General features: G+C 62.8%; 22 protein-coding genes and 1 pseudogene. 9 read left to right on the top strand and 14 right to left on the bottom strand.

Translation table 11 applies throughout. The features are described 5' to 3' along the window. Positions 1-159: 159 nt before the first annotated feature. The 3 genes and pseudogenes from WDX12_RS00630 (at position 160) to WDX12_RS00620 (ending at position 1,878) form a co-directional block, all read left to right on the top strand. A complete protein-coding gene (locus tag WDX12_RS00630) occupies positions 160-858 on the top strand; it encodes a GntR family transcriptional regulator (RefSeq protein WP_320293705.1) in 699 nt (232 codons plus the stop codon). A gap of 159 nt (positions 859-1,017) precedes the next feature. Then, positions 1,018-1,214 (top strand): annotated as a pseudogene (locus tag WDX12_RS00625) (ABC transporter substrate-binding protein); the annotation flags it as partial. Between the two features lie 70 nt (positions 1,215-1,284). After that, a complete protein-coding gene (locus WDX12_RS00620; RefSeq protein ID WP_320293706.1) occupies positions 1,285-1,878 on the top strand; it encodes a DJ-1/PfpI family protein in 594 nt (197 codons plus the stop codon). Positions 1,879-2,018: 140 nt separating this feature from the next. On the opposite strand, the gene WDX12_RS00615 is transcribed toward WDX12_RS00620, so the two are convergent. From WDX12_RS00615 to WDX12_RS00590, 6 genes are all read right to left on the bottom strand, one after another. Beyond that, a complete protein-coding gene (locus WDX12_RS00615; protein WP_320293707.1) occupies positions 2,019-2,762 on the bottom strand; it encodes a ribonuclease activity regulator RraA in 744 nt (247 codons plus the stop codon). A gap of 23 nt (positions 2,763-2,785) precedes the next feature. Continuing rightward, positions 2,786-3,949: a mandelate racemase/muconate lactonizing enzyme family protein gene (locus WDX12_RS00610; RefSeq protein WP_320293708.1), complete on the bottom strand. Its 1,164-nt coding sequence runs from the start codon at positions 3,947-3,949 to the stop codon at positions 2,786-2,788. Between the two features lie 61 nt (positions 3,950-4,010). Next, a complete protein-coding gene (locus WDX12_RS00605; protein WP_434723588.1) occupies positions 4,011-5,108 on the bottom strand; it encodes an ABC transporter ATP-binding protein in 1,098 nt (365 codons plus the stop codon). A 9-nt stretch (positions 5,109-5,117) separates the two neighbouring features. Then, entirely contained in the window at positions 5,118-6,008 is an 891-nt protein-coding gene (locus WDX12_RS00600; RefSeq protein ID WP_320293710.1) for a carbohydrate ABC transporter permease, read from the bottom strand. Then, positions 6,005-6,964, bottom strand: a complete 960-nt coding sequence (locus WDX12_RS00595; RefSeq protein ID WP_434723587.1) for a carbohydrate ABC transporter permease — start codon at positions 6,962-6,964, stop codon at positions 6,005-6,007. Before WDX12_RS00595 ends, WDX12_RS00600 begins: the two co-directional genes overlap by 4 nt. A gap of 79 nt (positions 6,965-7,043) precedes the next feature. Continuing rightward, positions 7,044-8,525 (bottom strand): ABC transporter substrate-binding protein, encoded by a 1,482-nt coding sequence (locus WDX12_RS00590; RefSeq protein ID WP_292316210.1) that lies wholly within the window; start codon positions 8,523-8,525, stop codon positions 7,044-7,046. Between the two features lie 215 nt (positions 8,526-8,740). Between WDX12_RS00590 and WDX12_RS00585 the strand changes: the two genes are divergently transcribed. The 5 genes from WDX12_RS00585 to WDX12_RS00565 all read left to right on the top strand — a co-directional run bounded on the left by WDX12_RS00585 (position 8,741) and on the right by WDX12_RS00565 (position 13,721). Then, entirely contained in the window at positions 8,741-9,451 is a 711-nt protein-coding gene (locus tag WDX12_RS00585; RefSeq protein ID WP_320293712.1) for a GntR family transcriptional regulator, read from the top strand. 47 nt (positions 9,452-9,498) lie between these two features. Then, a complete protein-coding gene (locus WDX12_RS00580; protein WP_434723586.1) occupies positions 9,499-10,665 on the top strand; it encodes a mandelate racemase/muconate lactonizing enzyme family protein in 1,167 nt (388 codons plus the stop codon). A 60-nt stretch (positions 10,666-10,725) separates the two neighbouring features. Beyond that, the gene (locus tag WDX12_RS00575) at positions 10,726-12,084 is read left to right on the top strand and encodes a mandelate racemase/muconate lactonizing enzyme family protein (protein WP_434723585.1); all 1,359 of its coding nucleotides are present in this window, start codon (positions 10,726-10,728) and stop codon (positions 12,082-12,084) included. Between the two features lie 101 nt (positions 12,085-12,185). After that, on the top strand, positions 12,186-12,512 hold the full coding sequence (locus WDX12_RS00570; protein WP_320293715.1) for an NIPSNAP family protein: 327 nt from the start codon (positions 12,186-12,188) through the stop codon (positions 12,510-12,512). Between the two features lie 9 nt (positions 12,513-12,521). Then, on the top strand, positions 12,522-13,721 hold the full coding sequence (locus tag WDX12_RS00565) for a mandelate racemase/muconate lactonizing enzyme family protein (protein WP_320293716.1): 1,200 nt from the start codon (positions 12,522-12,524) through the stop codon (positions 13,719-13,721). A 92-nt stretch (positions 13,722-13,813) separates the two neighbouring features. Here the strand turns inward: WDX12_RS00565 and WDX12_RS00560 are convergent, their stop codons facing one another. The 8 genes from WDX12_RS00560 to WDX12_RS00525 all read right to left on the bottom strand — a co-directional run bounded on the left by WDX12_RS00560 (position 13,814) and on the right by WDX12_RS00525 (position 22,965). Then, positions 13,814-14,500 carry an ABC transporter permease gene (locus tag WDX12_RS00560; protein WP_320293717.1) on the bottom strand — a complete coding sequence of 229 codons (687 nt, stop codon included), beginning with the start codon at positions 14,498-14,500 and terminating at the stop codon, positions 13,814-13,816. A gap of 4 nt (positions 14,501-14,504) precedes the next feature. Continuing rightward, the gene (locus WDX12_RS00555; RefSeq protein ID WP_320293718.1) at positions 14,505-15,212 is read right to left on the bottom strand and encodes an ABC transporter permease; all 708 of its coding nucleotides are present in this window, start codon (positions 15,210-15,212) and stop codon (positions 14,505-14,507) included. 111 nt (positions 15,213-15,323) lie between these two features. Further along, positions 15,324-16,118 carry a transporter substrate-binding domain-containing protein gene (locus tag WDX12_RS00550; protein WP_320293719.1) on the bottom strand — a complete coding sequence of 265 codons (795 nt, stop codon included), beginning with the start codon at positions 16,116-16,118 and terminating at the stop codon, positions 15,324-15,326. Positions 16,119-16,190: 72 nt separating this feature from the next. Further along, a complete protein-coding gene (locus WDX12_RS00545; protein WP_434723584.1) occupies positions 16,191-18,158 on the bottom strand; it encodes a DUF2817 domain-containing protein in 1,968 nt (655 codons plus the stop codon). Further along, on the bottom strand, positions 18,151-19,485 hold the full coding sequence (locus WDX12_RS00540) for an FAD-binding oxidoreductase (RefSeq protein ID WP_434723583.1): 1,335 nt from the start codon (positions 19,483-19,485) through the stop codon (positions 18,151-18,153). The genes WDX12_RS00545 and WDX12_RS00540 overlap by 8 nt, the downstream gene beginning before the upstream one ends. A gap of 149 nt (positions 19,486-19,634) precedes the next feature. After that, entirely contained in the window at positions 19,635-20,762 is a 1,128-nt protein-coding gene (gene hisC, locus WDX12_RS00535) for a histidinol-phosphate transaminase (protein WP_434723582.1), read from the bottom strand. Positions 20,763-20,815: 53 nt separating this feature from the next. Continuing rightward, positions 20,816-21,928 (bottom strand): 2Fe-2S iron-sulfur cluster-binding protein, encoded by a 1,113-nt coding sequence (locus WDX12_RS00530; protein WP_434723581.1) that lies wholly within the window; start codon positions 21,926-21,928, stop codon positions 20,816-20,818. Further along, positions 21,925-22,965: a Rieske 2Fe-2S domain-containing protein gene (locus WDX12_RS00525; RefSeq protein WP_434723580.1), complete on the bottom strand. Its 1,041-nt coding sequence runs from the start codon at positions 22,963-22,965 to the stop codon at positions 21,925-21,927. The genes WDX12_RS00530 and WDX12_RS00525 overlap by 4 nt, the downstream gene beginning before the upstream one ends. Positions 22,966-23,091: 126 nt before the next feature. On the opposite strand from WDX12_RS00525, the gene WDX12_RS00520 reads away from it, so the two are divergent. Further along, positions 23,092-24,069: a LysR family transcriptional regulator gene (locus tag WDX12_RS00520; protein ID WP_434723579.1), complete on the top strand. Its 978-nt coding sequence runs from the start codon at positions 23,092-23,094 to the stop codon at positions 24,067-24,069. Positions 24,070-24,300: the final 231 nt, after the last annotated feature.

The following is a 24,300-nucleotide window of genomic DNA, read 5'->3' as shown; positions in this document are numbered from 1 at the left end:
GTTTCATGCGTTCAGCTTTCTTGGCGGACCGGCAGCCACGGCCGCGTCCATAAAGGGTTCTAGCGCATCCGCTTATATCCTCTATAAAATCGTATAGGATATAGTATTGAATTGGCCGGAGCATCGTGTTAGGGCTTTCGCCTGTCAAGAGGCAAAACGATGCAAGACCACGGTCTGACCGTCGACAACGAGGCCCGCGCAAGCGGCCGCATCCAGCGGGCCAACAGCCTGGCTGGAGATGTCTATGAGGCGATCTTCGCGCAGTTGATGTCGCTGAGGATTCCCCCAGGATCGCGGATCACCGTCGACAATCTCGTCAGGGAATTCAACGTCTCCCACACCCCCATCCGCGAAGCCCTCGGCCGGTTGGAAGGTGAGGGGCTGGTGTTGAAGACCCATTTGATCGGCTATCGCGCCGCTCCGCAGATCACCCGGCGCCGGTTCGACGAGCTCTATGAACTGCGCCTTCTGCTCGAGCCAGCCGCCGCGGCGAAGGCCGTGGCAACCCTGGACGAGGAGCGCCTTGCGGCCTTGCAAGAGGCGGCGGGCGTGATGGCGCGGCGGGTTGGGAAGGACGAGCGTCTGCGCTATTCGAACTTTGCGCGCCAGGACGCGATCTTCCACGACAAGATCATGGAGTTCGCCCAAAACGAGCTCATCCGCGAGACGCTGAACCACCAGCACACGCACTTCCACATCTTTCGCCTGATGTATCATTCGCGCGTCACCGAAGAGGCGTTGGACGAACACGAGGCGATCCTGGCTGCCTTCGCAGCGGGCGATGCGGGCGCCGCCGCGAAGGCCATGCGAGTGCATATCGAGAATTCGCGAGACCGGCTCCTGCCAGCCTTCGAGTAACCGCACCGATGTCCATTGCCGCTCGTATCGACGAAGATTGCGTTATCGCGCCGGCAGACGGCATGCTGGTCGCTCCCGCGGTGCTGGGTGCCCAAGGGCTTTCCAAGCAATACGGCGCGGCGATGGTCCTGTCGGATGTCACGCTCGATGTCCTGCCACGTCGTCAGGAAAGTCATCGACGGCGACGCCATGACGCCGGTCGAGACGCCTTATCCGCCGGCGATGATCAAGACCGCCATCTACATGACGGTTGCCAATCTGATCGGCCAGGCGCCGGTTCGCGGTCACGTCAAGCTCGACGGCCGCTGATCACCCAGGCCAACGCCAGGGAGTATTACTTCCCCGATTCTCCGTTCCGAGGACCGCCGTCGCAATCCTTGGCGAGGCGCGCTCACGCCTCGTCATCTCAATCGAAAGGGACAAGTCATGCCAGCCAAGAAAATCCTGATGCTGACCGGTGAGTTCACCGAGGAATACGAAATCTTCGTCTATCAACAAGCCATGGAGGCGGTCGGCCACACGGTCCACGTCGTCTGCCCCGACAAGAATGCCGGCGACGTGATCAAAACCTCGCTGCACGACTTCGAAGGCGACCAGACCTACACCGAAAAGCTCGGCCACTACGCGCTGATCAACAAGACGTTCGCCGACGCCGAAAAGCAGCTCGATCAATACGACGCCGTCTATTGCGCCGGCGGCCGCGGCCCGGAATACATCCGCACCGACAAGCGGGTTCAGGCCATGGTGCGCCATTTCCACGAGACCAAAAAGCCGATCTTCACCATCTGCCACGGCGTGCAGATCCTGATCGCGGTCGACGGCGTGGTGCGCGGCAAGAAGGTCGGCGCGTTGGCGGCCTGCGAGCCGGAAGTGACGCTTGCCGGCGGTACTTACATCGATCTGTCGCCAACCGAGGCCTATGTCGACGGCACTATGGTTTCGGCGAAAGGCTGGACCGCTCTTGCCGCATTCATCCGCGAGTGCCTGAAGGTGCTCGGCACGGAAATCCGGCACAGCTAATGCATGTCGCGCAAAAGTGACCTCGGTTTTGCGGCAACGACATGCATCAAACAAAGGACCTAAAGCACGTCGCCTGAATCCGTTTCTGCGCGACGCGCTTTAGACCAGCATCAGGCCGGCGCCCGTTGGCGCCGGCCTCGCTAGCTTGGCATATTCCTGGAGTTACGCCAGGCCTCATACTCCCCGCGGGCATCGTCATGCAGCGGATAGTAGCGCTGCAAAGGTGCGCCCTGCATCAGCTTCTCGCGGGAAAACTCCTCCCAGTCGTGATGCTTCTTCGCTTCCTCGATGACCTTGGCAGCCATTGCGACGGGAACCACCACCGCACCGTCATCGTCGGCGACGATGATGTCGCCGGGAATGACCGTGACACCGCCGCAAGCAATCGGAACGTTGACGGCATTGGGATAGATGCTGGTCTGCACATGATAGTTGGGCGTCCAGCCGCGCAGCCATAAAGGCAGATCGAGCTTCTCGACATTGGGTCGGTCGCGCATGCATCCGTCAATGACGATGCCCGCGCCGCCTCTACCCTTGAAATAGGTCGACATCATATCGCCGAAGACGCCCGACCTCATGTCGCCGCGAGCGTCGACCACGACCACGTCGCCTTCCTGTGCATGGTAAAGCACGTGCCGATGCAACTGCGTTTCCGGATCGGCATATTCTCCTTCGTTGAAGAGGTCCGGACGCTGCGGCAGGAATTGCAGCGTCAGCGCCGGCCCGACGATCGATTTGCCATGGTTTTGCGCCACCGGACCGACCATGTGCGGACTGCGGAAGCCCATGTGGCCGAGCGTGCCGGCAACCGTCGCGGCGCCGATCTCCCGCAGCGCGTCGATCAGGTCCCTGGGCGGCCGGGTTATGTCGGGGGTATGCGTCATGATGGACTCCGATTGGAATGGAACTACCAGTTGGTGACGGAACCGTCGCGGCGCCTGAGATGCGGCGCTTCCCAGAAACTGAAACTCTGCGCCTGGATCGCTGCCTCGTTGACCTCGACACCAAGCCCCGGCAAATCGCCGACCGGATAATCGGTGCCGTCGAGCCGCGGCTGCACGGGGAAAAAGTCGGAATTGTCGAAGCCCAGCTTCCTTTCGGGCGCCCTGGTTTCGAGCCAGGCGAAGTTGGGCACCGCCGCGCCGAGATGGATAGTCGCGGCCGTGCATACCGGACCAAGCGGATTGTGCGGCATCAAGTCGACATAATGCGCCTCGCTCCAGCCGGCGACTTTCATCGCTTCGGTGAGCCCGCCGACATTGCAGACATCGAGCCGATTGAACTGGTGGATGCCGCGCTCGATATAGGGCAGGAACTGCCACTTGCTGGCAAATTCCTCACCGATGGCAAAGGGGATGTCCGTCATCCTGCGCAGGGATTCGTAGGCCTCCGGTGTCTCGTCCCGGATCGGCTCCTCGAGGAAATCGAGCACGCCGCGGTCGAGCTTGCTGCAGAAGCTCGCCGCTTCGGCCACCGACAGCCGATGATGATAGTCGATGCCGAGGACGACCTCGTCGCCAAGCGCCTCGCGCGCCTTGTTCAGCATGTTCGCCGTAGTACCAATCGACTCGCGCGGCTCGAAGATGTCCTTGCTGCTTTGCCCTGCGGGAAAGAAGCGGATCGCCTGCCATCCTTGCGAGCGAAGCTCACGAGCTCGTTCGATGGCCGCGTCGCCCTCGGCCTCGTCTCCGGTCGAGGCGAAGGTGGGAATGCGGTCGCGCTGCTTGCCGCCGAGCAGCTCGTAGACCGGTACTCCCAGCGCCTTGCCCTTGATGTCATGCAGGGCGATGTCGATGGCGGAAATCGCCGCTTGCAGGACCCGCCCGCCTTCGAAGTACTGGCTGCGATAGAGCTCCTGCCAGATCCGGCCGATCTGCATGGCGTCGCGGCCGATGAGAAACTCGCGATAATGCTCGACCGCGCCTGCGACGGCCTTCTCGCGGCCGCTCAAGCCGCTCTCGCCCCAGCCCGAGATGTCGTGGTCGGTCTCGACCTTGACCAGCATCTGGTTGCGCGTTCCGACCCACACCGGGTAGGGCTTGATCGCGGTGATTTTAAGCTTCGCAGTCATTCCTACCCACGTTCCGCGCGCGTCCCATCTTTCAGTCGGCCCCGTATCCGTCACCCGGATCTCAGTCGGATTTGAGGGCCATTTCGGTTTCGCCATCGAACAGATGCACCCGCTCCTGGTCGAACTCGAGCCAGATCCGCTCATCGGGCGCGACGGCAACGCTCGGCGGCACGCTGACATTGACGATCGCGCCGGACAGGAATGCCTGCACGAAGGTGACGTCTCCGGTCGGTTCCACCGTATAGGCCTTGGCCGGGATGGCGCCCGGCATCGCGCTCTTGTGCAGCTTGATCGTCGAGTGGCGCGCACCGAGCACGATCTTCCTGGTGGTCGCGTTCTGGACCTTGCGGGCGTTGCGTTGCGACAGCTGGAGGGTCCAGCCTTCCGCGCTTGTGAGGACGGCGTCGCCGTTAGCCGCGGATGCCTCCAGCGGAATTAGGCTCATCGCCGGGCTGCCGACGAAGCTTGCCACGAACATGTTGACGGGATGCGCGAAAACCTGCGCCGGTGAATCATATTGCTGCAGATAGCCGCCATTCATCACCGCCATCCTGTCGGCCATGGTCACGGCCTCGAGCTGGTCGTGCGTCACATAAACGATCGTTGCCTTCAGGTCCTGATGGAACCGCTTGATCTCGGACCGCATCTGCACGCGCAGCTTTGCGTCGAGATTGGAGAGCGGCTCGTCCATTAAAAACACCGCCGGATCTCGAACGAGGGCGCGACCGAGCGCCACGCGCTGCTGTTGCCCGCCGGAAAGCTCGCGTGGCTTGCGCTCGAGCAACTGGGTCATATCGAGCACCCGCGCCGCCTCCCTGACCTTCCTGTCGATCTCGTCCTTGGGCAACTTGCGCATCTGCAGCGGGAAGGCGAGGTTCATATAAACCGACTTCTGCGGATAGAGCGCGTAGTTCTGGAACACCATGGCAATGTCCCGGTCCTTGGGGTCGAGGTCATTGACCACCCGGTCGCCGATGAATATGTCGCCCGATGTGACAGAGGTCAGGCCCGCGACCAGATTGAGCGTGGTTGTCTTGCCGCAGCCTGAAGGACCGACCAGCGCAACGAACTCGCCGTCATTGACCGTCAGCGAGACGTTGTTGACGGCTTTGAAGCTGCCATAGGTCTTGACGAGATCTTTGAGGACCACATGGGCCATCGGCAGCTCCTAGTGCTTCACGGCGCCTTCCGTGAGGGCGCGCACAAAATATCGTTGCAGGAGGAGGAACAGCACCACGACGGGCACGCTCATCATGAAGCTGGCGGCCATCAGGCCCGGAAAATCGGTCGTGTTCTCCGAGAAGAAGCGCTGGATACCGACGGGCAGCGTCAACTGCTCGTTCTTGGAGAGGAAGGTATAGGCGTAGATGTATTCGTTCCACGCGCCGATGAAGGAATAGATCGCGGTCGCGATGATGCCCGGCGTCGAGAGCGGCATCACAATCAGGACGAAGGCCTGGAACCGCGTTGCGCCATCGATGCGCGCCGCCTGCTCGAGCTGCACGGGAATGTTGTCGTAAAATCCCTTGAGCAACCAGATCGCGAGCGGCAGGCCGAAGGTTAGGTAGGTGAGAACAAGCGAGCCGTGCGTGTTCACCAGTCCGATCGCGCGCATCAGGATGAAGAGCGGCACGAGAAAGATCACCGCCGGGAACATGTTGCGCAACAGGACGGCGAAGAACAGGAAGTTCCGGCCCGGGAAGGTGAAGCGCGAGAACGCATAGGCCGCAGGCACCGCAACGATGACCGAGAGGATGGTTGTGGCGGTCGAGACAATGAGACTGTTCCAGAAGAAGCGGAGGAAATCCTGGCCGACGCTGTTCTGCGGATCGAGCAGTTTCTGGTAGCTGGCGAGGGTAGGTTGGTCAGGCCACCATTGCGGCGGAAATTGCATTGCCGCGAAGCCCGACTTGATCGAGGTGAGCAGCATCCAGATCATCGGCAAGGCGGTGTAAAGCAGCATAAACACCAGGAAGGCGCGCCCGCCCCATCGCCATCCGTCGAAGCGCATGCGACGAACGGGCTGCGCTCGAAAGGCTGTCTCGGAAACCGTGCTCATGCGCCGCCATCCTTGCGCTCGTTGCCGCTGAGCGCGCGGACATAAAAGTAGCCAAGCGTCATCAGGATGATGAACAGAAGCACCGAATAGGCCGATGCCACGCCCCACCGCTGGCGGCCGAAGGCGAGCTCGTAGATATGGGTGATCCAGATATGCGACGCGTTCGACGGACCGCCGCCGGTCATGATCCAGGGGATGATGAAGGAGTTGAAATTGGCGACCGCGAGCAGCAGGATCGTCACCGTCGAGACATTGCGCAAATGCGGGAAGGTGACGTGCCAGAAGCGTTGCCACGCGTCGGCGCCGTCGACTTTGGCGGCGCGCAGCAACTGCTCGGGAACTGTCTGCAAGCCGGCCGTCATCATGATCATGGCGAAGGGGAACTCGCGCCAGATGTTGACGACGATAAGCGAGGGCAGCACCGTTGAGACGCTGTCGATGAAATTCGGCGGCCGATCGGCCCACCCGAGTTCGACCAGGACCGCGCCGATGATCCCGAAATCCGAATGGTAGATCCACTTCCAGATATAGGATGCGGCGACCGCGCTTATGACCCAGGGAATGATCAGGATGGCGCGCAGGACGCCGCGGCCGAGAAAGTCGCGGTGGAGCGCCAGCGCGGCGGCAAACCCCAGGACAAATGAGATCAAGGTGGACCCTATCGTCCAGATCAGGGTGTTGAAGGTGACCTGCCAAAAGACCTCGCTGGTCAGGATCGCCGTGTAGTTGTTGAAACCGACGAAGATCTTGTCGCGCAGCTGCAGGCCGGGCGGCGTGTTGAAGAAGGACAGCTCGATCGTGTAGTAGATCGGATAGGCAATGACGACGAGCATCACGACGATCGCCGGCAGCACATAGGCGTAGTCGGCGCGATGCTGCCAGACCTGGCGCAGCATGCCGGATCCACCGGGTTGCAATCCTGGGCGAGCCTCGGCCTTCCCGGTCACGATCGTCACTGTGGCGTGCCCTTGTTTTCAGGAATGGGCCGGCTGCGCCCTGCGCGCGCAACCGGTCGGATCTCAGGTCAGGCCTGGGCTACAGTCCGCCGCCCATCAGGTCTTTCACCTTCTTGGCCGCGTCGTCCGCCGCCTGGTCGACGGTCATAGCGCCGGTCAGGGCATTCTGCAGCATGTCCGGGACGATGATATTCATGATCTCGGGCGACTGCGGCAGCGCCGGGAAGGGGATGCCGTATGGCAGCATCGAGGTCGTGACGTCGAGGAACTTGATGCTGTCCAGACGTTCCTTCATCCATTTGGTCTTGAAGCCGTTGAGGTTGCCGGGGTTCGAACCGGCATAGGCCATCTTCAGCGACCATTCGGGGCTAGTCCACATGCAGATGATGGCCTTTGCGGCCGGCTCGTCCACCTTGCCGCCCTCGACATATTCCGGCTTGAGGATGTGGATGTTCGAACCGCCGAACACGACGGCGCGCTTGCCGTCCGGGCCGGTCGGGATCAGGCCGTAGCGCATGTTGTCGATGACGGTCTGCGCCTTGTCCTTGTCGGTGCCCGTCGCCTTCTTCTGCAGGTCGAGCATGACGTTGTAGTCGGACGGGTGCGAGATCATCATGCCGAGCTGGCCAGCGAGGAACAGCGGCTGGTTGTCGGCCTGCTGGTTGGTGAGCGCCGAAACCGGAACCGATTTGTCGCGAACATACATGTCGTAGGAAGCCTGCAGCGCCGCCTTGCTCTGCGGGCTGTTGAGCTCGATGTCCTTGTAGGTGGGGTTCGCGGTGGCTTCGTCGAAGACGCCGCCGCCATAGGCCCACAGCTGCGGCATGAAGCGGTAGGGCGTGTTGCCGGCATTCTTGCGCGCCACGAGGCCGTAGCCTGCAATGCCGAGCTTGTCGTGGATCTGCTTGGAATATTTGACGACGTCGTCCCAGGTTGCCGGGGGCTTGTTCGGATCGAGGCCCGCACGCTTGAAGATGTCGGCGTTCCAGATGAAAGCCATCGTCTCGTTGTTGGTCGGAATGCCGTAGGTCACGCCGTCCCAGGTGACCGCCTTCATGGCGCCGGGCCAGAAATCCTCGGTCGAATAGCCGACGTCCTCGGGCTTGAGCGGCTGCAGATAGCCCTTCGAGGCGAACTCGGTTCCGCCCAGGATCTGCAGGCGGACCGCCATCGGCGCGGCATTGCCAAGGAGCGCGGTGCGGAACTTGTCGAGCAGGTCGTTGTAGGTGAGGGCCTGTTCCTCGAGCTGGATGTTCGGGTAGGTCTTGCGGAAGGTAGCGAAGAAATCCTTGTAGTACTGGCGCAGGAGGTCGGGGTCGCCCTCGAACACGCCCTGGTACCAGAATGTCAGTCGCCCCTTGTAGTCGAGCGGGGTGACCTTGGCGCAATCGCCCGCCGTGTCAAAATCCTGCGTGCCGGCAATCGAACGCACATATTCCGGCGACCACTTGCTCAGGTCGACCGGCGGCGCGGCAAGCGCCGAAGCGGACATCAACGATATCGTCAAAGCAGTGGAGACAGCGCCGCGCAAAACGGCACCGCCGACTGTGATCCTCCTCATAAGTCTCCTCCAGGTTCTCCCATGCCGCTCTGCGTCGAGGCAAGCGGTCCTTGGTCGTTCGATCGTCGGGATATTCCTCCGCCCTAATGTATCCCTTCGATCACTTTATACGTTTTCAGATCGCAGAATAGCTGTCAACGCAACAAATCGTACATTGTTTGTCGAAGATGTGCATGATATCGGTCAGATCGTGTATTGGACTAAGGGGGACGGCCTTGGCGGAAACGAGCGATTTCAAAGCAGAGCCACCCGAGGGGATTGACGCTCTCGGGGCATCAAGCGAGGGCGCCTCGCTTTACGAGCAGATAAGGGAAGACATCATCGAGGGACGGCTGGCTGCCAACGAGCGGCTCGTGGTCACCGATCTCGCCCGCCGTCACGGCACCTCGACCAACCCCGTGCGCGAGGCGCTTCAGCTGTTGCGCGGCGAGGGCTTCGTCACCTTCATTCCCAACCGGGGTGCGCGCGTCCGACCCATAGATCAGGATTTCGTGCGCGATATCTACGAGATCGGCGTTCTCATCGAGCCCGCCCTGACGCGCTGGTTTGTGGGAATGGCGACCGAGGAGGACATCGCCGAGCTCGAACGTCTCCAGGGCCTGATCGAAGAGAACAACTTCGCTGATCCGTTGAGGCACAGCGAGCTGGATACCGCTTTCCATACCGTGATGTACCAGCGGCACTACAACCGCCACGCCGCCGAGCTCTGGTGGAAGCATCGCGAGGTGCTGCGGGCAGTCAGCCGGCGTTTCAATTTCACGCTTGCCCGTCGCGCCGCGATCATCCGCGAGCACCGCGAACTCATCGCGCTCGTGAAATCGGGAGAGGCCGACAAGGCGGCCGAGCTCATTGCTCGCCATGTCGAGGGTTCCGGCCGACATGTCTTGGAACATATGCGCGCGCGCAGCGCCGCCCGGGCAGGGTAGCCGATCCACAACACGTCAGCCTGGCCATTTCAGAGAGGATAGTTCAGATGAAAATCACGAGCATTCGGCCATGGCTGATCAAGTCCGATGCGTCTTATTGGGGCGAGTATCTGTTCGTCGAGGTGACGACCGACGAGGGAGTGAGCGGCTGGGGCGAGATCACCACCACGACGAAGCTCGCCAACCGCGCGCTGTGCACGATCCTGCGCCAGATCGGGCTAGCCGTCGCAGGCGAGGATCCGGCGCGCATCGAGCATCTGTGGCACAAGATCTTCCGCAGCTTCACCTACATGGGCAGTCGCGGCGCCGCGGTCGAATGCGTCAGCGCCATCGACATTGCGCTTTGGGACATCCGCGGCAAAGTCCTCGGCAAGCCGATCTACGAGTTGCTGGGCGGCCCGGTACGCGATGAGATCGCTCTTTACACCCATCCCAACCAGGCCAAGTTCACCGGCAAGGAGGCGGTGGTCCGCGAAATTCGCGACATCGTGGAGTCCGGCCACACCGGGCTCAAATTCGATCCGTTTCCCCACCAAGGCCCCAGCGTCGATGGCGTGGCCCGCGAAAGGCGCGACGGCTACCTCGACGGCGGCATGACCCGCAAGGACGAGCGCGAAGCCGCCGAGCTCACGGCCCTGATCCGCGAGACGGCAGGGCCCGATGTCGACATTCTCATCGACGCGCATGGCCGCTTCGACGTTCCGACCGCCATCCGCCTCTGCCGCAGCCTCGAAGAGGCGGGCCAGATCGACTGGTTCGAGGAGCCGTGCCCGCCCGAAAGCCTCAATGCCCTCAAGCAGGTGCGCGACAAGGTTAGCGCCGCCATCTCCTGGGGCGAGCGCGGCCACACCAAGTGGGATTTCGTGCCGGTGCTCGAGGGCAAGCTCGCCGACTACATCATGCCGGACGTCACCTGGACCGGCGGCATCACCGAGCTCAAGAAGATTTCCGCCCTGTGCGAAGCCTACTACGTGCCGGTCTCACCGCATGACGCTGCCGGACCGATCAACGTGGTCGCGGGGGCGCAGGTGATGATGACGGTTCCCAATTTCTACAAGCTCGAAACCTCGGAGTGGGACCTCTCCAAATACGATCACCTCATCGACAAACCGCTCGATGTTTCGAACGGCAACCTCAAGCTGACATCGAAGCCTGGCCTCGGCGTCGAGATGAACCGTGACTATTTGCAGGCCCACGAGATCGAGTTGGGCTAGCGGCGTTCCAAGTCGGCAAGGGCGGGGCATAAACCCTATCGACCAGAACGAGGATAAGTCATGCCAAAGACCGGCGGAGCCGATGAGGCCCTCAATCGGGTGAACACGAATTCCAATCCGTCCGAGCTGCGCATCACCGACATGCGGGTGGCCGAGATCGTCGGCGCGCCATTCACCTCGGCGCTTCTCAAAATCTACACCAACCAGGGCATCGTCGGGCTTGGCGAGGTGCGCGATGGCGCCAGCGCCACCTTTGCGCTCATGCTGAAGAGCCGGCTGCTCGGTGAGAACCCATGCGACATCGACCGTCTGTTTCGCCGCATCAAACAGTTCGGCGGCCATGGGCGGCAGGGCGGCGGCGTGTCAGCGGTCGAGATCGCGCTCTGGGATCTCGCCGGCAAGGCCTATGGCGTGCCGATCTACCAGATGCTCGGCGGCAAGTTTCGCGATCACGTGCGCGTCTATTGCGACACCGACGCCGAGAAGCCGAGCGGCACCGAGACCGGCAAGCGCCTCAAGGCGCGCATGGAGCGCGGCTTCACCTTCCTCAAAATGGACCTCGGCTTGATGCAGATCGCCCATGTCCCGGGCGCGGTTGTCGCGCCCGCCGGCGTGCTCGAAGGGCTTCGCGGCAATCCGCGCGGCCGCGGCGGCTCGTTGGAGGAACGCAAGGCCCGCAATCTCACCTATGACGCGCAGAACGTGCAGCACCCGTTCACGGGCCTGCATTTCACCGAAAAGGGCATCGACCTGCTCGAGCAGTATATCCACGAGGTTCGCGAGGTCATCGGCTACGAGATCCCTTTAGCCATTGACCATGTCGGCCACATCTCGCTGCAGGACGGGATCCGCCTGTCGCGCCGCATCGAAAAATATGTCCCCGCATGGCTCGAGGACGTCATTCCCTGGCAGTACACCGCGCAATACCGGCAGCTGCAGCAGGCGACCTCGGTGCCGATCTGCACCGGCGAGGATATCTATCTCAAGGAGGGCTTCGAGCCGCTGCTTGCGAGCGGTGGCCTCTCCATTATCCACCCGGACCTGCTCACCAGCGGCGGCATCCTCGAGACCAAGAAGATCGGCGACATGGCGCAGGACCACGGCGTCGCCATGGCCATCCACATGGCCGAAAGTCCGATCGCCGCGATGGCTGCGGCCCATGTCGCGACCGCGACCGAGAACTTCATGGCGCTCGAATACCATTCCGTCGATGTCGACTGGTGGGACGATATCGTCACCGGCCTTCCCAAGCCGCTCGTCAAGGACGGCTTCATCACCGTTCCGGACAAGCCGGGCCTGGGGATCGACGACGTCGTCGACGAGGTGATCAGCCAGCATCTGCAGCCCGGTGTCACGGGGATATGGCAATCCACCGAGCATTGGGACAATGAATATAGCTGGGACCGGACCTGGAGTTAGCCCGGCCCCCTGCCTCATTCCCCAAGATTTAGAGGGCCAACGACCGACCATTGGTATCGACCTCTCCCAAGGGAGAGGCGAAGAAAGAAACGGACGAAACCATGATCTACGAGCTGCGTATCTATGACTGCCTGCCGGGCAGGCTGCCGGCTTTGCTCAAGCGCTTTTCCGAACAAACGCTGGCCATCTGGGAGAGGCATGGCATCCGCCAGGCCGGGTTTTTCACCACGGCGATCGGCGAAAACAGCAATCGCCTCACCTATTTCCTCGCCTGGGAATCGATGGCCGAGCGTGAGGCGAAATGGGCGGCTTTCGTCGCCGATCCGGCATGGCACAGGGCCGTGGACGAGTCTCAGCGCGACGGGCAGATCATCGCCAATATCAGCAGCCAGCTGCTCACGCCGACAGCTTTCTCGTCTGTGAAATAGGACTGCGTCATGAAGATCACCGACCTGCGCTGCGCTGTCATCGGCAAGCACCCGATCGTCCGCGTCGTGACTGACGAGGGGCTCTATGGGCTGGGCGAAGTCGAATACACAAAGACCTACCTGAAACCCTTCGTGCTGCACTTCCGCGAGGCGCTGATCGGCGAGGACCCGACCGATGTCGAGCGGGTGATGCTGAAGATCCGCCAGCGCGGCTCGTTCAAGCCCTATGGCGCGGCGGTGAGCGCCATCGAGCACGCGCTGTGGGACATTGCCGGCAAGGCCGCGGGCGTGCCCGTCTACAAGCTGCTTGGCGGCAAGGTGCGCGACAAGGTGCGCGTCTACAACGGCTCGATCCGCCGCAAGCGCACGGGCGACCGGCCGGAGGATTATGCCGCCGACGTCAAATGGATGATGGAGCAGCCGCAGAACTTCTTCATGGTCAAGCAGGGCATCTCGTTCCACTCCAACATGAAGGACAGCGTCGATGGCTTCCATTACGGCGTGACGCAGAAGAAGGCCGGCTATCACGGCGCCATGGACCAAGGCGTGATCAGCGAGCGCGGTTTCAACCACATGCTCGACTGCGTGATCGCGATGAAGGAGGTGCTGGGCGACAAGGTCAGCCTGGCGCTCGACTGCGGCCCGGGCTGGATGCTGCCCGATGCGATCAAATTCGCCCGCGCCGTCGAAAAGTACAATTTGATGTGGCTCGAGGACATGCTGACCGGCGACTATGTGCCGTGGGTCAATCCGCAGGCCTATCGCGAGCTCACCACCTCCACCTCGACGCCGATCCATACCGGCGAGCAGATCTACCTGCGGCATAATTTCAAGGAGCTGATCGAGACGCAGGCGGTGCGCGTCATCGGCCCCGATCCGGCCGATATTGGTGGCATCGCTGAGCTCAAATGGGTCGCCGAGCACGCCTATATGCACTCGATCCTGATGGCGCCGCACGGCACGGCGAACGGCCTGCTCGGCCTCGGCGCGCTGATCAACGTCTGCGCCACCTTGCCGGCCAACTACATCGCGTTCGAATATCCGAGCGCCTCCGACCCTTGGTGGGAGGATCTGGTCATCGGTCTGCCGAAGCAGATCGTGAAGGACAGCATGGTGGACCTCTTGGAAGCGCCGGGGCTCGGTCTCGATATCGACGCCGAAGCCGCCCGGAAGTATCTCAAGGAAGAGGACGCGGGCTTCTTCGACTGAGCCCCGCTTGCTTCGCCAGCCTACGCCAACGCTTCACTGTCGCGGCTCGATCGGGCGACGTCGACTGCGATGTTTCCCGCAAGCGGACATTTTCATTGCGACTGGTGGCGATTGAGATAGCGCTCCAGCAGACGCACTAAGGTGATCAGCAGGAGATTGATCGCCAGGTAGAACACTCCGGCGATGGCAAATATCTCGAACACTGCGAAGGTCTGGCTCATCAACCGCTTCGCGTAGCCAGTGACTTCCAGGACCGTAATTGTGGAAGCAAGGCTGGTGCCCTTCAGCGTCAGAACCAGTTCGTTGCCATAAGCAGGCAACGCCTGGCGGATTGCGAGGGGAAACTCGATGCGGCGGAAGCGCAAGGCGCGCGACATGCCGCAGGCCTGCGCTGCCTCGACGAGACCCGTCGGCACCGACAGCAAGCCGCCGCGCAGGATCTCCGACGTGTAGGCGGCCGTGTTGAGCGCCAGCGCCAGCACCGCGCAGCGCGCGCCGTCGCTGACCACCCACCACAGTGCCGCGTTGTCCTTGACGAAGGAGAGTTGGCCGAGGCCATAATAGAACAGGAAGATCTGCACCAGCAGCGGCGTGCCGCGAAAGACCGTGCTGTAGCCTTTGGCAAAACCGGAAACGAGCCTGTTCGACGACAGGCGCATCATGGCGAGCCCCAGGCCGAGGTTGAAGCCGATCAGCACCGACAGGACGGTGAGGATGGCGGTGACCTTCAGCCCTTTCAACAGCACCGGAACCGCCTGCTGGATGAGTTCGAGGTCCATCGGATCACTTCCTTGCGCGAAGCCTGAGCATGCGTTCGGCCTGGTCGACGCCGGCCTGGCTGATCAGTGTGATCGCGAGATACACCACCGCCGCGATGAGATAGAAGATGAAGGGGTGGCGGGTTGTGTTGGAGCCGATGAAGGCCGTTCGCATCAACTCTTGAAGGCCGACCACCGAGACGAGGGCTGTGTCCTTGATGGTGACCTGCCAGACATTGTTCATCCCTGGGATCGCGATGCGCAGCATCTGCGGCAGGATGATACGGCGAAAGATGCGGACGCCGGGGATGCCCAGCGCCCGGGCCGCCTCGATCTGACCTTGCGGGATGGCGGCGAGCGCGCCGCGCACCACCTCGGTGGAATAGGCCCCCGAGATAGAGCCGATGGCGATGACCGCGATGACGAAAGCATAGCCGCTGTCGGCAAGGCCGGCATAGCCGAAGGCCGTCGCCACCCGCGTCACAAACTCGACCGAACCGAAGAACAGCAGGTAGATGATGAGCAATTCGGGTACACCGCGAACCAGCGCCGTGTAGCCGTCCACGACATACGTCAGCGGACGCACGCGCCCCCATTTGATCAGGCCGCAGATCACGCCGACGACGAAGCCACCCACCATGGCGGCAATAGCCACGGCAATGGTGATTGCCGCGCCGCGCATGATGGCGCTGACCCAGCCACCTTCCCACACCTGCCAAAGACCAAATTCCATTGCGTGACCCAAGCGTTCCGATGCCAATTTCGCCCGGACGGCGACATTGCCGCCTCCGGACCTAGTCGAGGCGACCGTCCTCGCTTCGTGCGGACGGTCGCCTCGGGGTGCTTATTTGCAGGGGCGAGAAATGTCGGACTTGAACCACTTCTCGCTCGCCTTGCCGACCGAACCATCGGCAATCAGCTCGCACAGCGCCTTGTCGATGTCGGCTTTCAGCGCAGTGTTGTCCTGCGCGATACCAACACCGATGCCTTCACCCAGCGACGGATCGAAGCTGCTTTTGATCTTCACGTCGACGAACTGGAAGTTCTTGCCATCCGGCTTGTCGAGGAAGTCCTGCAGCGCCGAAGCGTCGGCGAAGGCAGCGTCGATGCGGCCGGACGCGAGGTCGATCTGCATCTGGTCGAGGGTGTCGTAGGTCCTGAGATCGGCATTGGGGGCGCGCTTCTCGAGGAAATGCGCATGGGTGGTGCCGGCTTGCACGCCAACCTTCTTGCCGTCGAGCGACTTGAGCAGCGTGTCGATGTCCTTGATGCCGGCGAGGTCGGAACCCTTCGGCGCCACGAACATGTTGGCGAGCTCAGCGTAACCGACGCTGAAGTTGATTTCCTTCTTGCGCTCGGCGGTGATCGACATGCCCGAGATGATGACGTCGAAGCGCTTTGCCTTCAGCGCCGGGATCAGGCCGTCGAAGGCCTGCACGACGAAGTGGCACTTCTTGTTGAGCTTGGCGCACAACAAGGCGCCGACATCGGCATCGAAGCCCGTGACGTTGCCGGAGGCATCGGCCATGCTCCAAGGCGGATAGGCGCCCTCGGTGCCGATCGCGAGTTCGTCTCCGGCGTAAGAGCTGCTCATTCCCACCGCGAGGAAGGCGAGCAGTGACAAGATTTTCAGTTTCATTGAGTTCCCCATTGTTGGCGTTTGTGGGTGTGCATCGGGCTTACGCCCTGTTGCTTCTTGATTGCGCCACGGTCAGAGCGTCCGAGCCAGGAACTGGCGCAGGCGTTCCGAGCGCGGATTGGCGAACAGCTCCGCCGGCGCTCCCTCCTCCTCCACCTTGCCGCGATGGAGAAAGAGGATCTTGTGCGACACCTCGCGCGCGAACTGCATCTCGTGCGTCACGAGGATCATGGTGTTGCCCTCCTCGGCGAGCTGGCGGATGACGCGCAAGACCTCGCCGACCAGTTCGGGATCGAGCGCGGACGTGGGCTCATCAAGCAGGATCACCTTGGGCCGCATGGCGAGCGTGCGGGCGATCGCCGCGCGCTGCTGCTGGCCTCCAGACAGCTGGCCGGGATATTGGGCGTGCTTGTCGGACAGCCCGACCTTTTTCAGCAGCGCATGGGCGTATTCGACGGACTCTTCGCGGCGCTCCTTCAACACGTGAACGGGCGCCTCGATGATGTTTTCGAGCACTGTCAAGTGCGGCCACAGGTTGAAGCTCTGGAACACCATGCCGACGCGGGCGCGGATGCGCTCCACCTGCCGCATGTCGGCCGGATGAGAGCGTCCGTCCGCGGTCTTCTTCATCCTGATCTCTTCGCCGTCGACGATGATGCGGCCGCCGTTGGGCTGCTCAAGCATGTTGATGCAGCGCAGGAAGGTGCTCTTGCCGGAACCGGACGAACCGATCATCGACACCACCTCGCCCGCGCTGGCCGAGAGGTTGACGCCGCTCAGCACCTCGACCTGACCAAAGCTCTTGTGGAGGTCGAGTATCTCGACGGCCGGCCTAGGCCGCACGGCGACGGCCGCGGGATGTGGCTGGGTGATGCTGGTCACGGCGAATGGCGCGGCCGTTCGCGGCTTGTCGTCGATGGCGGCGTCCACCGCCTTGAGATCGGCGAAGGCGCGATCGAAATAGCGTAGGCTCGTTGCCAGCGAGTTCCACTGCCAGTCGGCATCCTCGGGAATGAAGGCGGCGCGCAAGGCAGCCTTTATGCGCTGTCCGAGCGGGGAATCGACCTTGCCGTAGAGATGCAGCCAGTTGTCGGCCTGCACCGCGTCCATGACCGTGGCGCCGTCCAGCGTGCCGCACTCGACGACCAGCGGCAGCACGCGCGCGTCGGGCAGCGCCTTGCGAACGGCCGCCGAGACATAGCCTGTCGCTGTCGCGGCGATACCGGTGTCCGTCTTGGCGTCCCTGCCGGTCAGCACCACCGAGAGCGCCGGGCCGAACACGGATTTGCCCCATGCCAGGCCGTCATGCTTGCTTTCGGCGACCGACAGCAGCGCGGGATAGCCATAGGGGCCAGCTCCGGTGTGCATGTCGAAGACCAGGACGTGACGCGCCTGCGCGGCGAATGTGGCCAGAATGTCGTTGAGCGTGCGGTTCGACCAGACGGGTCCCGCACCGCCGTAGAATAGACCGTCAGGAAACTGGTACTGACCGGCCTCCACGATCGGCGCGATACCGGCATGGCCGCCGAGCCGCTTCCTTGCTGCGTCCAGTGCCTCGTCGGCCCGGACGCGGTCGGGGCCTTCCCATTCATGGCAGACCAGCGCCGCATGTAGATCTGCGTATTTCTCGTTCTTCGGCGCCGCGGCCTGCCAGTCGATGAAATTGCGGTTGAGGTCGACATTGTCCTCGTTGACGCGGCGCGACCAGGCCGTGCCCCAGGGGTTGATGAGGTGAATGGCGAGGATTGCCGTATCGTCCGGCAGCCGCCACGGCGCATTCTCCTCCAGCCAGGCCGTCTGGCAGGCCGAACCGAACTGGCCTTCGACGCCATGCGTGCCCGAGATCAGCACCATCACCTTGGGCGCGCTGCGACGACCGATGAAGGCGATGTCGGTGGCCAGCACCTCCCCGGCCGGGCCGTGGAGGGGATGCACGTATTCCGTCAGCTCGGCACCGGCGCGCTGGGCCGCGTTGCGGAAGCGCTGGCGAAGCTCGGCAAAGCCGACCGAATAGGAGCGCGCCGCGGCTACATCACGCATGGGCTTCCACTCCGTTCCGGCTGCTGTCGTTGATGGGATGCGATGCAAGCGGCATCACCTTTCCCGGGTTCATCAGCGAATGGCCGTCGAGCGTATCTTTGACGCGTCTCATCAGCTTCAGCTTGGTCTCGTCGGCGGTGGCGAGCAGCGAGTGGATGCGCTTGGAACCGACGCCGTGCTCGGCCGAAAATGAGCCCCCAAGAGCGACAAGATCGGCGTACAGCACCGCCTCTACGGCCGCCGCGAGCGCCGCCGGTAGAGGTCCGCCGCGGTTGAGCACGATATGCAGGTTCCCATCGGCGAGATGGCCGAAGACGTACGGTTTCAATTCAGGGTCGATACCGGCCAGCCCCGCGAGGATTCTCTCGACATATCCGTCGATCTCCGAGAGCGGCACCGACACGTCGTAGGAAGGCGCCGCCGGATGTGCTCGATAGATGACCTCGGTGTCCTCACGCAGTCCCCATAGCGCCTCTTCCTGTCGCTTCGAGCTGGCGAGGATGCCGGTCGTCCCGGGATGGCGATCCAGAATATCGCCGAAGAGTTTTTCGAACTCGACGCGCAGTGCCTCCTCGCGCGCGCCGCCAAGCCCCAGCAGAAGATAGATCGGCCGGCCGAGCTCGAAGTCGGGCTCCGACCAGCCACGCGCGGCAGCTGTGAGATCGATGAAAGACGGCCACAACGCCTCGGCCGCGCGAAGCTCGCCCGTTTCGCAGTCGAGCGCCAAGCGGATGAGGTCCAGCGCCGCCTTGACCGACGGCAGGCCGAACAGCGCCGTTGCCGTCGCGCACGGCATGGGATCGAGTTTGAGCACCGCGCACGTTACGACGCCGAGCGTGCCTTCCGCGCCGATGAAAAGATGCTTCAGGTCATAGCCCGCGGCATTCTTTACCACCCGGGTCATATCGCAATAGACGCTGCCATCCGGCAGGACCGCCTCAAGGCCGAGCACCCGGTGGCGCATGACGCCGTTGCGGAAGGCCATGACCCCGCCGGCGTTGGTCGAGATCATGCCGCCGATGGTGGCACTACCGCGCGCCGCAAGATCGATGCCCGGTTCGAGCCTGTGTTCGGCAGCCGCCTTCTGCAGATTTTCCAAAACGACGCCGGCTTGCACAACGGCCGTGTGCTCGACGGCGTCCAGCCTTTCGATGCGGTTCATCCGCTCAAGCGAAAGCACGATCTCGCCGGGCTTTGAAATGCTGCCGCCGACCAATCCTGTGCGTCCCCCCTGGGCAACGACCGGCACCGCATACTGGCTGCACAAGCGCATCACTGCGGCAACCTCGTCGGTTGTGGCGGGTGCGACGATGATGCCGGCGGCCAAATTCTCAAGATTGGTGCCGGGATCGACATCCGCGGCTGCGCCGGTTCGCAAGTGCTGCGCGCCGACGACGGCGCCGAGGTCGTCGAGAAGCGCATGCGGGACTGCCCGAGGAGCATGTTGCAATCTCGCCTGGCTGACGTGTTGGCCGTTCATTGACGCGCGATCCTTGCCAGCGCGCCGATCAGGCGGTCATTGTCGGCGGGTGAGCCAATGGTGAGGCGTACATAGGCTTCGTAGCCTCTTTCACGCCATGCCTTGACGATGATGCCTTCTTGAAGCAAGGCGCTCGCCAGGGCCGCGCTGTCGCGGCCGCAATCGAAGAACAGGAAATTCGTCTGGGAGGACGCGACACGGAAACCAAGCTCTTCGAGGGCGGCGCCGACGCGAGCTCGCTCGCTGCGCAGGCGAGCGACCGATCCACGCATCCACGCCTCGTCGCTGAGTGCCGCGATGGCAGCAGCCTGCGCCGCGGCGTTGACGTTGAAGGGCGTCTTGGCCGCCGCCACAACGCGCGCCAGTTCGGCGTCGGAGCAGATGGCATAGCCGACGCGTAGTCCCGCCAATCCGTAGGCCTTGGAGAAGGTTCGCAGCACGACGAAGGCAATGTCGCTTGAGCGCAGCACTTCGAGCCCGTCGGGACAGGAACCGTCAGCGAATTCGAAATAGGCTTCGTCCAGCACCAACAACGTGCCGGGTCTCACCGCTGCAATCAGCCGATCCAGCGACTTGCGATCGAGCGCAGGGCCGACGGGATTCCACGGTGAGGACAGGAAGACGAGGCGGGGACCGCTGGCGACAGCCTGCTCGAGTGCCGCTATGTCGAAGCCGAGATCGTCGGTCATCGCTACTTTTGTCACGACCGCGCCCTGCGCCAGCGGCTCGATCTCGTGCAGCCCGAAGCTCGGAACCACAGTGACCACGCCCACTCCTGGAACAAGCATGGCGCGCGACACCGCGGCGATCAGTTCCTCCGAACCGTTGCCGGCAACGATGGTGTCCGGCTGGATCGACAGCCTCTGCCCGAGGGCGGCACGCAGAGCTGCGCAGGCGGGGTCGGCGTAACGCCATGGCTCCAGCGTCGGCGAGGCGAGCACCGCGAGGACGGCCGGCGAGCACCCGTCCGGATTTTCATTGCTGGCCAGACGCGCGATGTCGTTGCGCCCCGAGATCGAACGGGCGACCGCGATATTCATGCCGGCATTGTAGGGCGGCAGGGCAGCGACGTTGGGGTTGAATGCCAAGCCGTTTTGCGAGCCGCTTTTGACCGAATTGTCCACGCCGAAGCTTCCGTTCTCTGAGGGAGTGCGTACTTTAACGGGCTTCCGCCCGGTCAAATGTCCAGGATGACCGATCCTCTTGGCTTGGAGCAGCACAACAGGACTTCGCCGGCAGGCGGCTCGTCCAACGGCTCCTCGAAGTAATCGACCTCGCCGGAAATCAGGCGCGACTTGCAGGTGCCGCATACGCCGGCGCGACAGCTGAATTCGGGGGAAAGGCCCTGATCCTCCGCAAAAGCGAGCAGCGATTCGGCAGTCGCGTCCCAAACCACAGTGCGGCGCGACTTGCGAAACTCCACCGTCGGAGCTTCGTCCGAAACCGCCCGTGCCGTCGGCTGCAGCTCGACCGGCGCCGCCTTGGCTGGTGTTTCCAGCAGGGTTGCCGGACCGAAGAACTCGTGGCTGATGCGCTGCTTGGGAACCCCGAGCCCACGCAGCGTCCCATACACGGCCCGCATGAAGGGCGAAGGGCCGCAAAGATAGAAATCGTAGTCGTCGAGCGGCAGCAGCCGCTGCAATAGCTCTCGCGTCACCACACCTTCGCTGTGGTGGCGGCCGGCGATCCTGTCCTTTTCGGTCGGGAAGCGGTAGCAGAAATGCACCGTCATACCTGATCGAGAAGCGGCGACCTCCTCGACCTCGTCGCGCAGGGCGTGCACGACGCCATTATCGCAGGCATGGATGAAGAACGCCTTCCGCTCTGTGGCGGCCAGGGCATGCAGCATCGCGACCAGTGGCGTCAGTCCGACGCCGCCGCTCAGCAGCACCGCCGGCCGCTTGCTCTCGCCATCGAGCGTGAAATCGCCGCGGGGCCCCTCGGCCAGCAGGACGTCACCGACCTCGACATGATCATGCAAATAGCAGGAACTGACGCCGTCGGGCACATCGGCGCTCGGTGCAGCCTCGCGCTTGACGGTAATGCGGTAGCTGCCCTGCCGCCGCGGCGAGCACGACACGCTGTAATTCCTGAGCACGAACGCGTTGCCGTCTTGGACTGGTATGCGGAAGACGAGGAACTGGCCAGGCTCGAAAGGCCGCCAACCTGCTGGTTCCAGCGGCTCCAGGTGGAAGGAGCTTATGGTTGCGCTTTCACGCACCTTGGCCACCACCTTAAGTTCGCGAAACCCGCTCCGGCCTGCGCTGACGGGCGCGGCGTAGGCGTTCATTCGGCGGCCGCCAGCTGCTGTTCCTCAGCCGCGATCAGCCTCGCCAGGTTGCGGCGGAAGCGCAGCGGACCGACGTCGATCTTCAGGTCGAGATTCGGGGTGCGCATGTTGGCCATGCCCTTGTGCACGGCGTTGAGCACCACGCGATCCTCGTCGAAGGCTCCACGCACGGACTTGGCGAACTGGCGCGAGATCTCCTCGTCGTCGGGCGCGAAATTGCGCATCTGAAACCAATAGTACCTGGTGTGGTTCCCATCGACAGGAGTCATGAAGTTGTAGCTGTCCATGAGGAAGACATCTTCATGAAGGGGCTTGTCCTCCCCGCCTGTGTTGGCTGGCACGAAGATCGCCTTGATGATGGCGTGGCTTGGATAGCGTACCTCGTAATGCTGCTTGCGGTCGCACTTGCCACGGAACTTGAGATAGGGTGCGTAGAATGGCGCGGGCTCGACATCCACCATCCAGCGCCAGACGGTGACGCCGTCCTCGCCGACGGTCGTTTCGAGTGGGGCCTCCTCGGCGGCGGCGTTACCGAACGAGCTCTGGTGGACCCAGGCGACATGCGAGGGGTCGAGCAGGTTGTCGGTCATGTAGAGATAGTTGCATTCGAGCATCATCGACTCGCCGCGATTGACGCCCCATGCTGGGTCGCCCCAATGCTCGACCTGGAAGATCTTGGCCGGATCGGCCTTGCCAGCCTCGCCCATCCAGATCCAGAGCAGGCCGTAGCGCTCGGCGATCGGATAGCTGCGCACCTGTGCCACATGCGGAATCTTCTCCGCGCCTGGAACGCGGGTGCAGGTGCCGGTGCAATCGAAAGTGAGGCCGTGATAGCCGCATTCGACATCGTCGCCCTTGATACGGCCCATCGACAGCGGCAGCTTGCGGTGCGGGCAGGCATCTTCGAGGGCGGCGACGGCGCCGTTGGTCTTGCGGTACAGGACGATGTCCTCGCCGAGGACCTTCACCGGCTTCAGCTCATTGGAGCCAACCTCGTGATCCCAAGCGGCGACATACCAGCAATTCCTGAGAAACATGGCCGCTTCCTCTCCGAGATATCGATCCTTCGGGAAAAGTTCTAGTGTCGCGGCGGGGGTGCAAAAAGCGCTTGCAGCTGGCTTCTATTTTAGAAAAACTAAAACAAAGCCTCGGAAACATATATCGTGAGAACCTCGCCACCCTTGCGCGCGATACAGGCCTTCGAAGCCTTCGGACGTCTGGGCAGCGTGACGGGCGCTGCCGACGAGCTCGGCGTTTCGCCCGGCGCTGTCAGCCAGCAGATCCGCAAGGCGGAAGAATTTCTCGGTGTGCAACTTCTGGAACGCCGCGGCAGGATGCTCACGCTGACCTCTTGGGGACGGCTCTACCACTCGGCGGTGTCAGAGGGCTTCGATCGCATCCGGGGCGCCGGAGAACTGCTCGAACGGGCGCGCACCGAGAGCGCGCTGACTGTCTCGTGCCTGCCTTCGCTCGCCGGCAAGTGGCTGGCGCCTCAGCTTTTCGACTGGCAGGCGCATCATTTGGGCGCCACAGTGCGCCTGATCGGCGCCGAGGCCGAGGCGCGCTTCGGCGACGAGCAGCTCGACTTTCGCATTTCCTATGGCGCGAAGAATCGTGGCTACGACCACTATGTCGAACTATTCACCGACTGGGTCGTGCCGGCCTGCTCGCCGGCGCTGCTGGAGCGGCTGCCTTTGCGCAAGCCGGTCGACATCCTCGAACGGCCATTGCTGGCGATCGAATGGGCACGCGAGCATCGCTCGCCGCCGACCTGGAGCGAGTGGGCGGCAAGCATCGGCGCGAAATACCGCAAGACATCGGGCGAGGTTGCATTCTCGCTGTCTAGCGCGGCCATCGACGCAGCCATCAACGGTCGCGGCTTCGTCCTGGCGCAATTGTCGATGGCGAAGGACGACATTACCTCCGGTCGGCTGGTTGTGCCATTCAACGTCCCCCTTCGACTGCCCGATCCCTATTTCCTTGCCTGGGATCGATCGGCGCTGCAAAAGCCTCATGGCGCGGAGCTTCGCGCCTGGATCGTCTCGATCGCAAACCGCCAGGAGGCGGAGTATTCGGATTTGCCGCGTTCAGAGGGCGTAGGCGCCTCGCTTGGGGTAAGGCGCGGCGGACCGCTAGGATAGAAGAGCCGCCTTCGGGCCGGTTTCGCACGCTACGCTGCCAGTTCGCTTCCGGCCCCGTTCCAGACATTTTCTTGGAGTGCGGTTTGCGCCTGGATCGGCCACAGCAGCGGCCGATGGCTGACAGCCTGAATTGCCCAGACGGCGGAAGCGGTTATCGCTGCATCGTCGACACGAGACCGGCTCTAGCGAGGGCGAACGTCAGCTAAGACTTGACTGGAAGGACGTGGTGGC

The organism is Mesorhizobium sp. RIZ17 (assembly GCF_051127865.1).
In the GTDB taxonomy this organism is placed as follows: domain Bacteria; phylum Pseudomonadota; class Alphaproteobacteria; order Rhizobiales; family Rhizobiaceae; genus Mesorhizobium; species Mesorhizobium humile.
The sequence above is the reverse complement of the archived record's forward strand: the minus strand, read 5'-3'. Positions and strand labels throughout refer to the sequence as shown.

Bases quoted from the DNA above. Each gene is read 5' to 3' on its own strand.
- WDX12_RS00630 (WP_320293705.1), top strand. From the start codon at position 160: ATGCAAGACCACGGTCTGACCGTCGACAACGAGGCCCGCGCAAGCGGC.
- WDX12_RS00620 (WP_320293706.1), top strand. From the start codon at position 1,285: ATGCCAGCCAAGAAAATCCTGATGCTGACCGGTGAGTTCACCGAGGAA.
- WDX12_RS00615 (WP_320293707.1), bottom strand. From the start codon at position 2,762: ATGACGCATACCCCCGACATAACCCGGCCGCCCAGGGACCTGATCGAC.
- WDX12_RS00610 (WP_320293708.1), bottom strand. From the start codon at position 3,949: ATGACTGCGAAGCTTAAAATCACCGCGATCAAGCCCTACCCGGTGTGG.
- WDX12_RS00605 (WP_434723588.1), bottom strand. From the start codon at position 5,108: ATGGCCCATGTGGTCCTCAAAGATCTCGTCAAGACCTATGGCAGCTTC.
- WDX12_RS00600 (WP_320293710.1), bottom strand. From the start codon at position 6,008: ATGAGCACGGTTTCCGAGACAGCCTTTCGAGCGCAGCCCGTTCGTCGC.
- WDX12_RS00590 (WP_292316210.1), bottom strand. From the start codon at position 8,525: ATGAGGAGGATCACAGTCGGCGGTGCCGTTTTGCGCGGCGCTGTCTCC.
- WDX12_RS00580 (WP_434723586.1), top strand. From the start codon at position 9,499: ATGAAAATCACGAGCATTCGGCCATGGCTGATCAAGTCCGATGCGTCT.
- WDX12_RS00575 (WP_434723585.1), top strand. From the start codon at position 10,726: ATGCCAAAGACCGGCGGAGCCGATGAGGCCCTCAATCGGGTGAACACG.
- WDX12_RS00570 (WP_320293715.1), top strand. From the start codon at position 12,186: ATGATCTACGAGCTGCGTATCTATGACTGCCTGCCGGGCAGGCTGCCG.
- WDX12_RS00565 (WP_320293716.1), top strand. From the start codon at position 12,522: ATGAAGATCACCGACCTGCGCTGCGCTGTCATCGGCAAGCACCCGATC.
- WDX12_RS00560 (WP_320293717.1), bottom strand. From the start codon at position 14,500: ATGGACCTCGAACTCATCCAGCAGGCGGTTCCGGTGCTGTTGAAAGGG.
- WDX12_RS00555 (WP_320293718.1), bottom strand. From the start codon at position 15,212: ATGGAATTTGGTCTTTGGCAGGTGTGGGAAGGTGGCTGGGTCAGCGCC.
- WDX12_RS00550 (WP_320293719.1), bottom strand. From the start codon at position 16,118: ATGAAACTGAAAATCTTGTCACTGCTCGCCTTCCTCGCGGTGGGAATG.
- WDX12_RS00545 (WP_434723584.1), bottom strand. From the start codon at position 18,158: ATGCGTGATGTAGCCGCGGCGCGCTCCTATTCGGTCGGCTTTGCCGAG.
- WDX12_RS00530 (WP_434723581.1), bottom strand. From the start codon at position 21,928: ATGAACGCCTACGCCGCGCCCGTCAGCGCAGGCCGGAGCGGGTTTCGC.
- WDX12_RS00525 (WP_434723580.1), bottom strand. From the start codon at position 22,965: ATGTTTCTCAGGAATTGCTGGTATGTCGCCGCTTGGGATCACGAGGTT.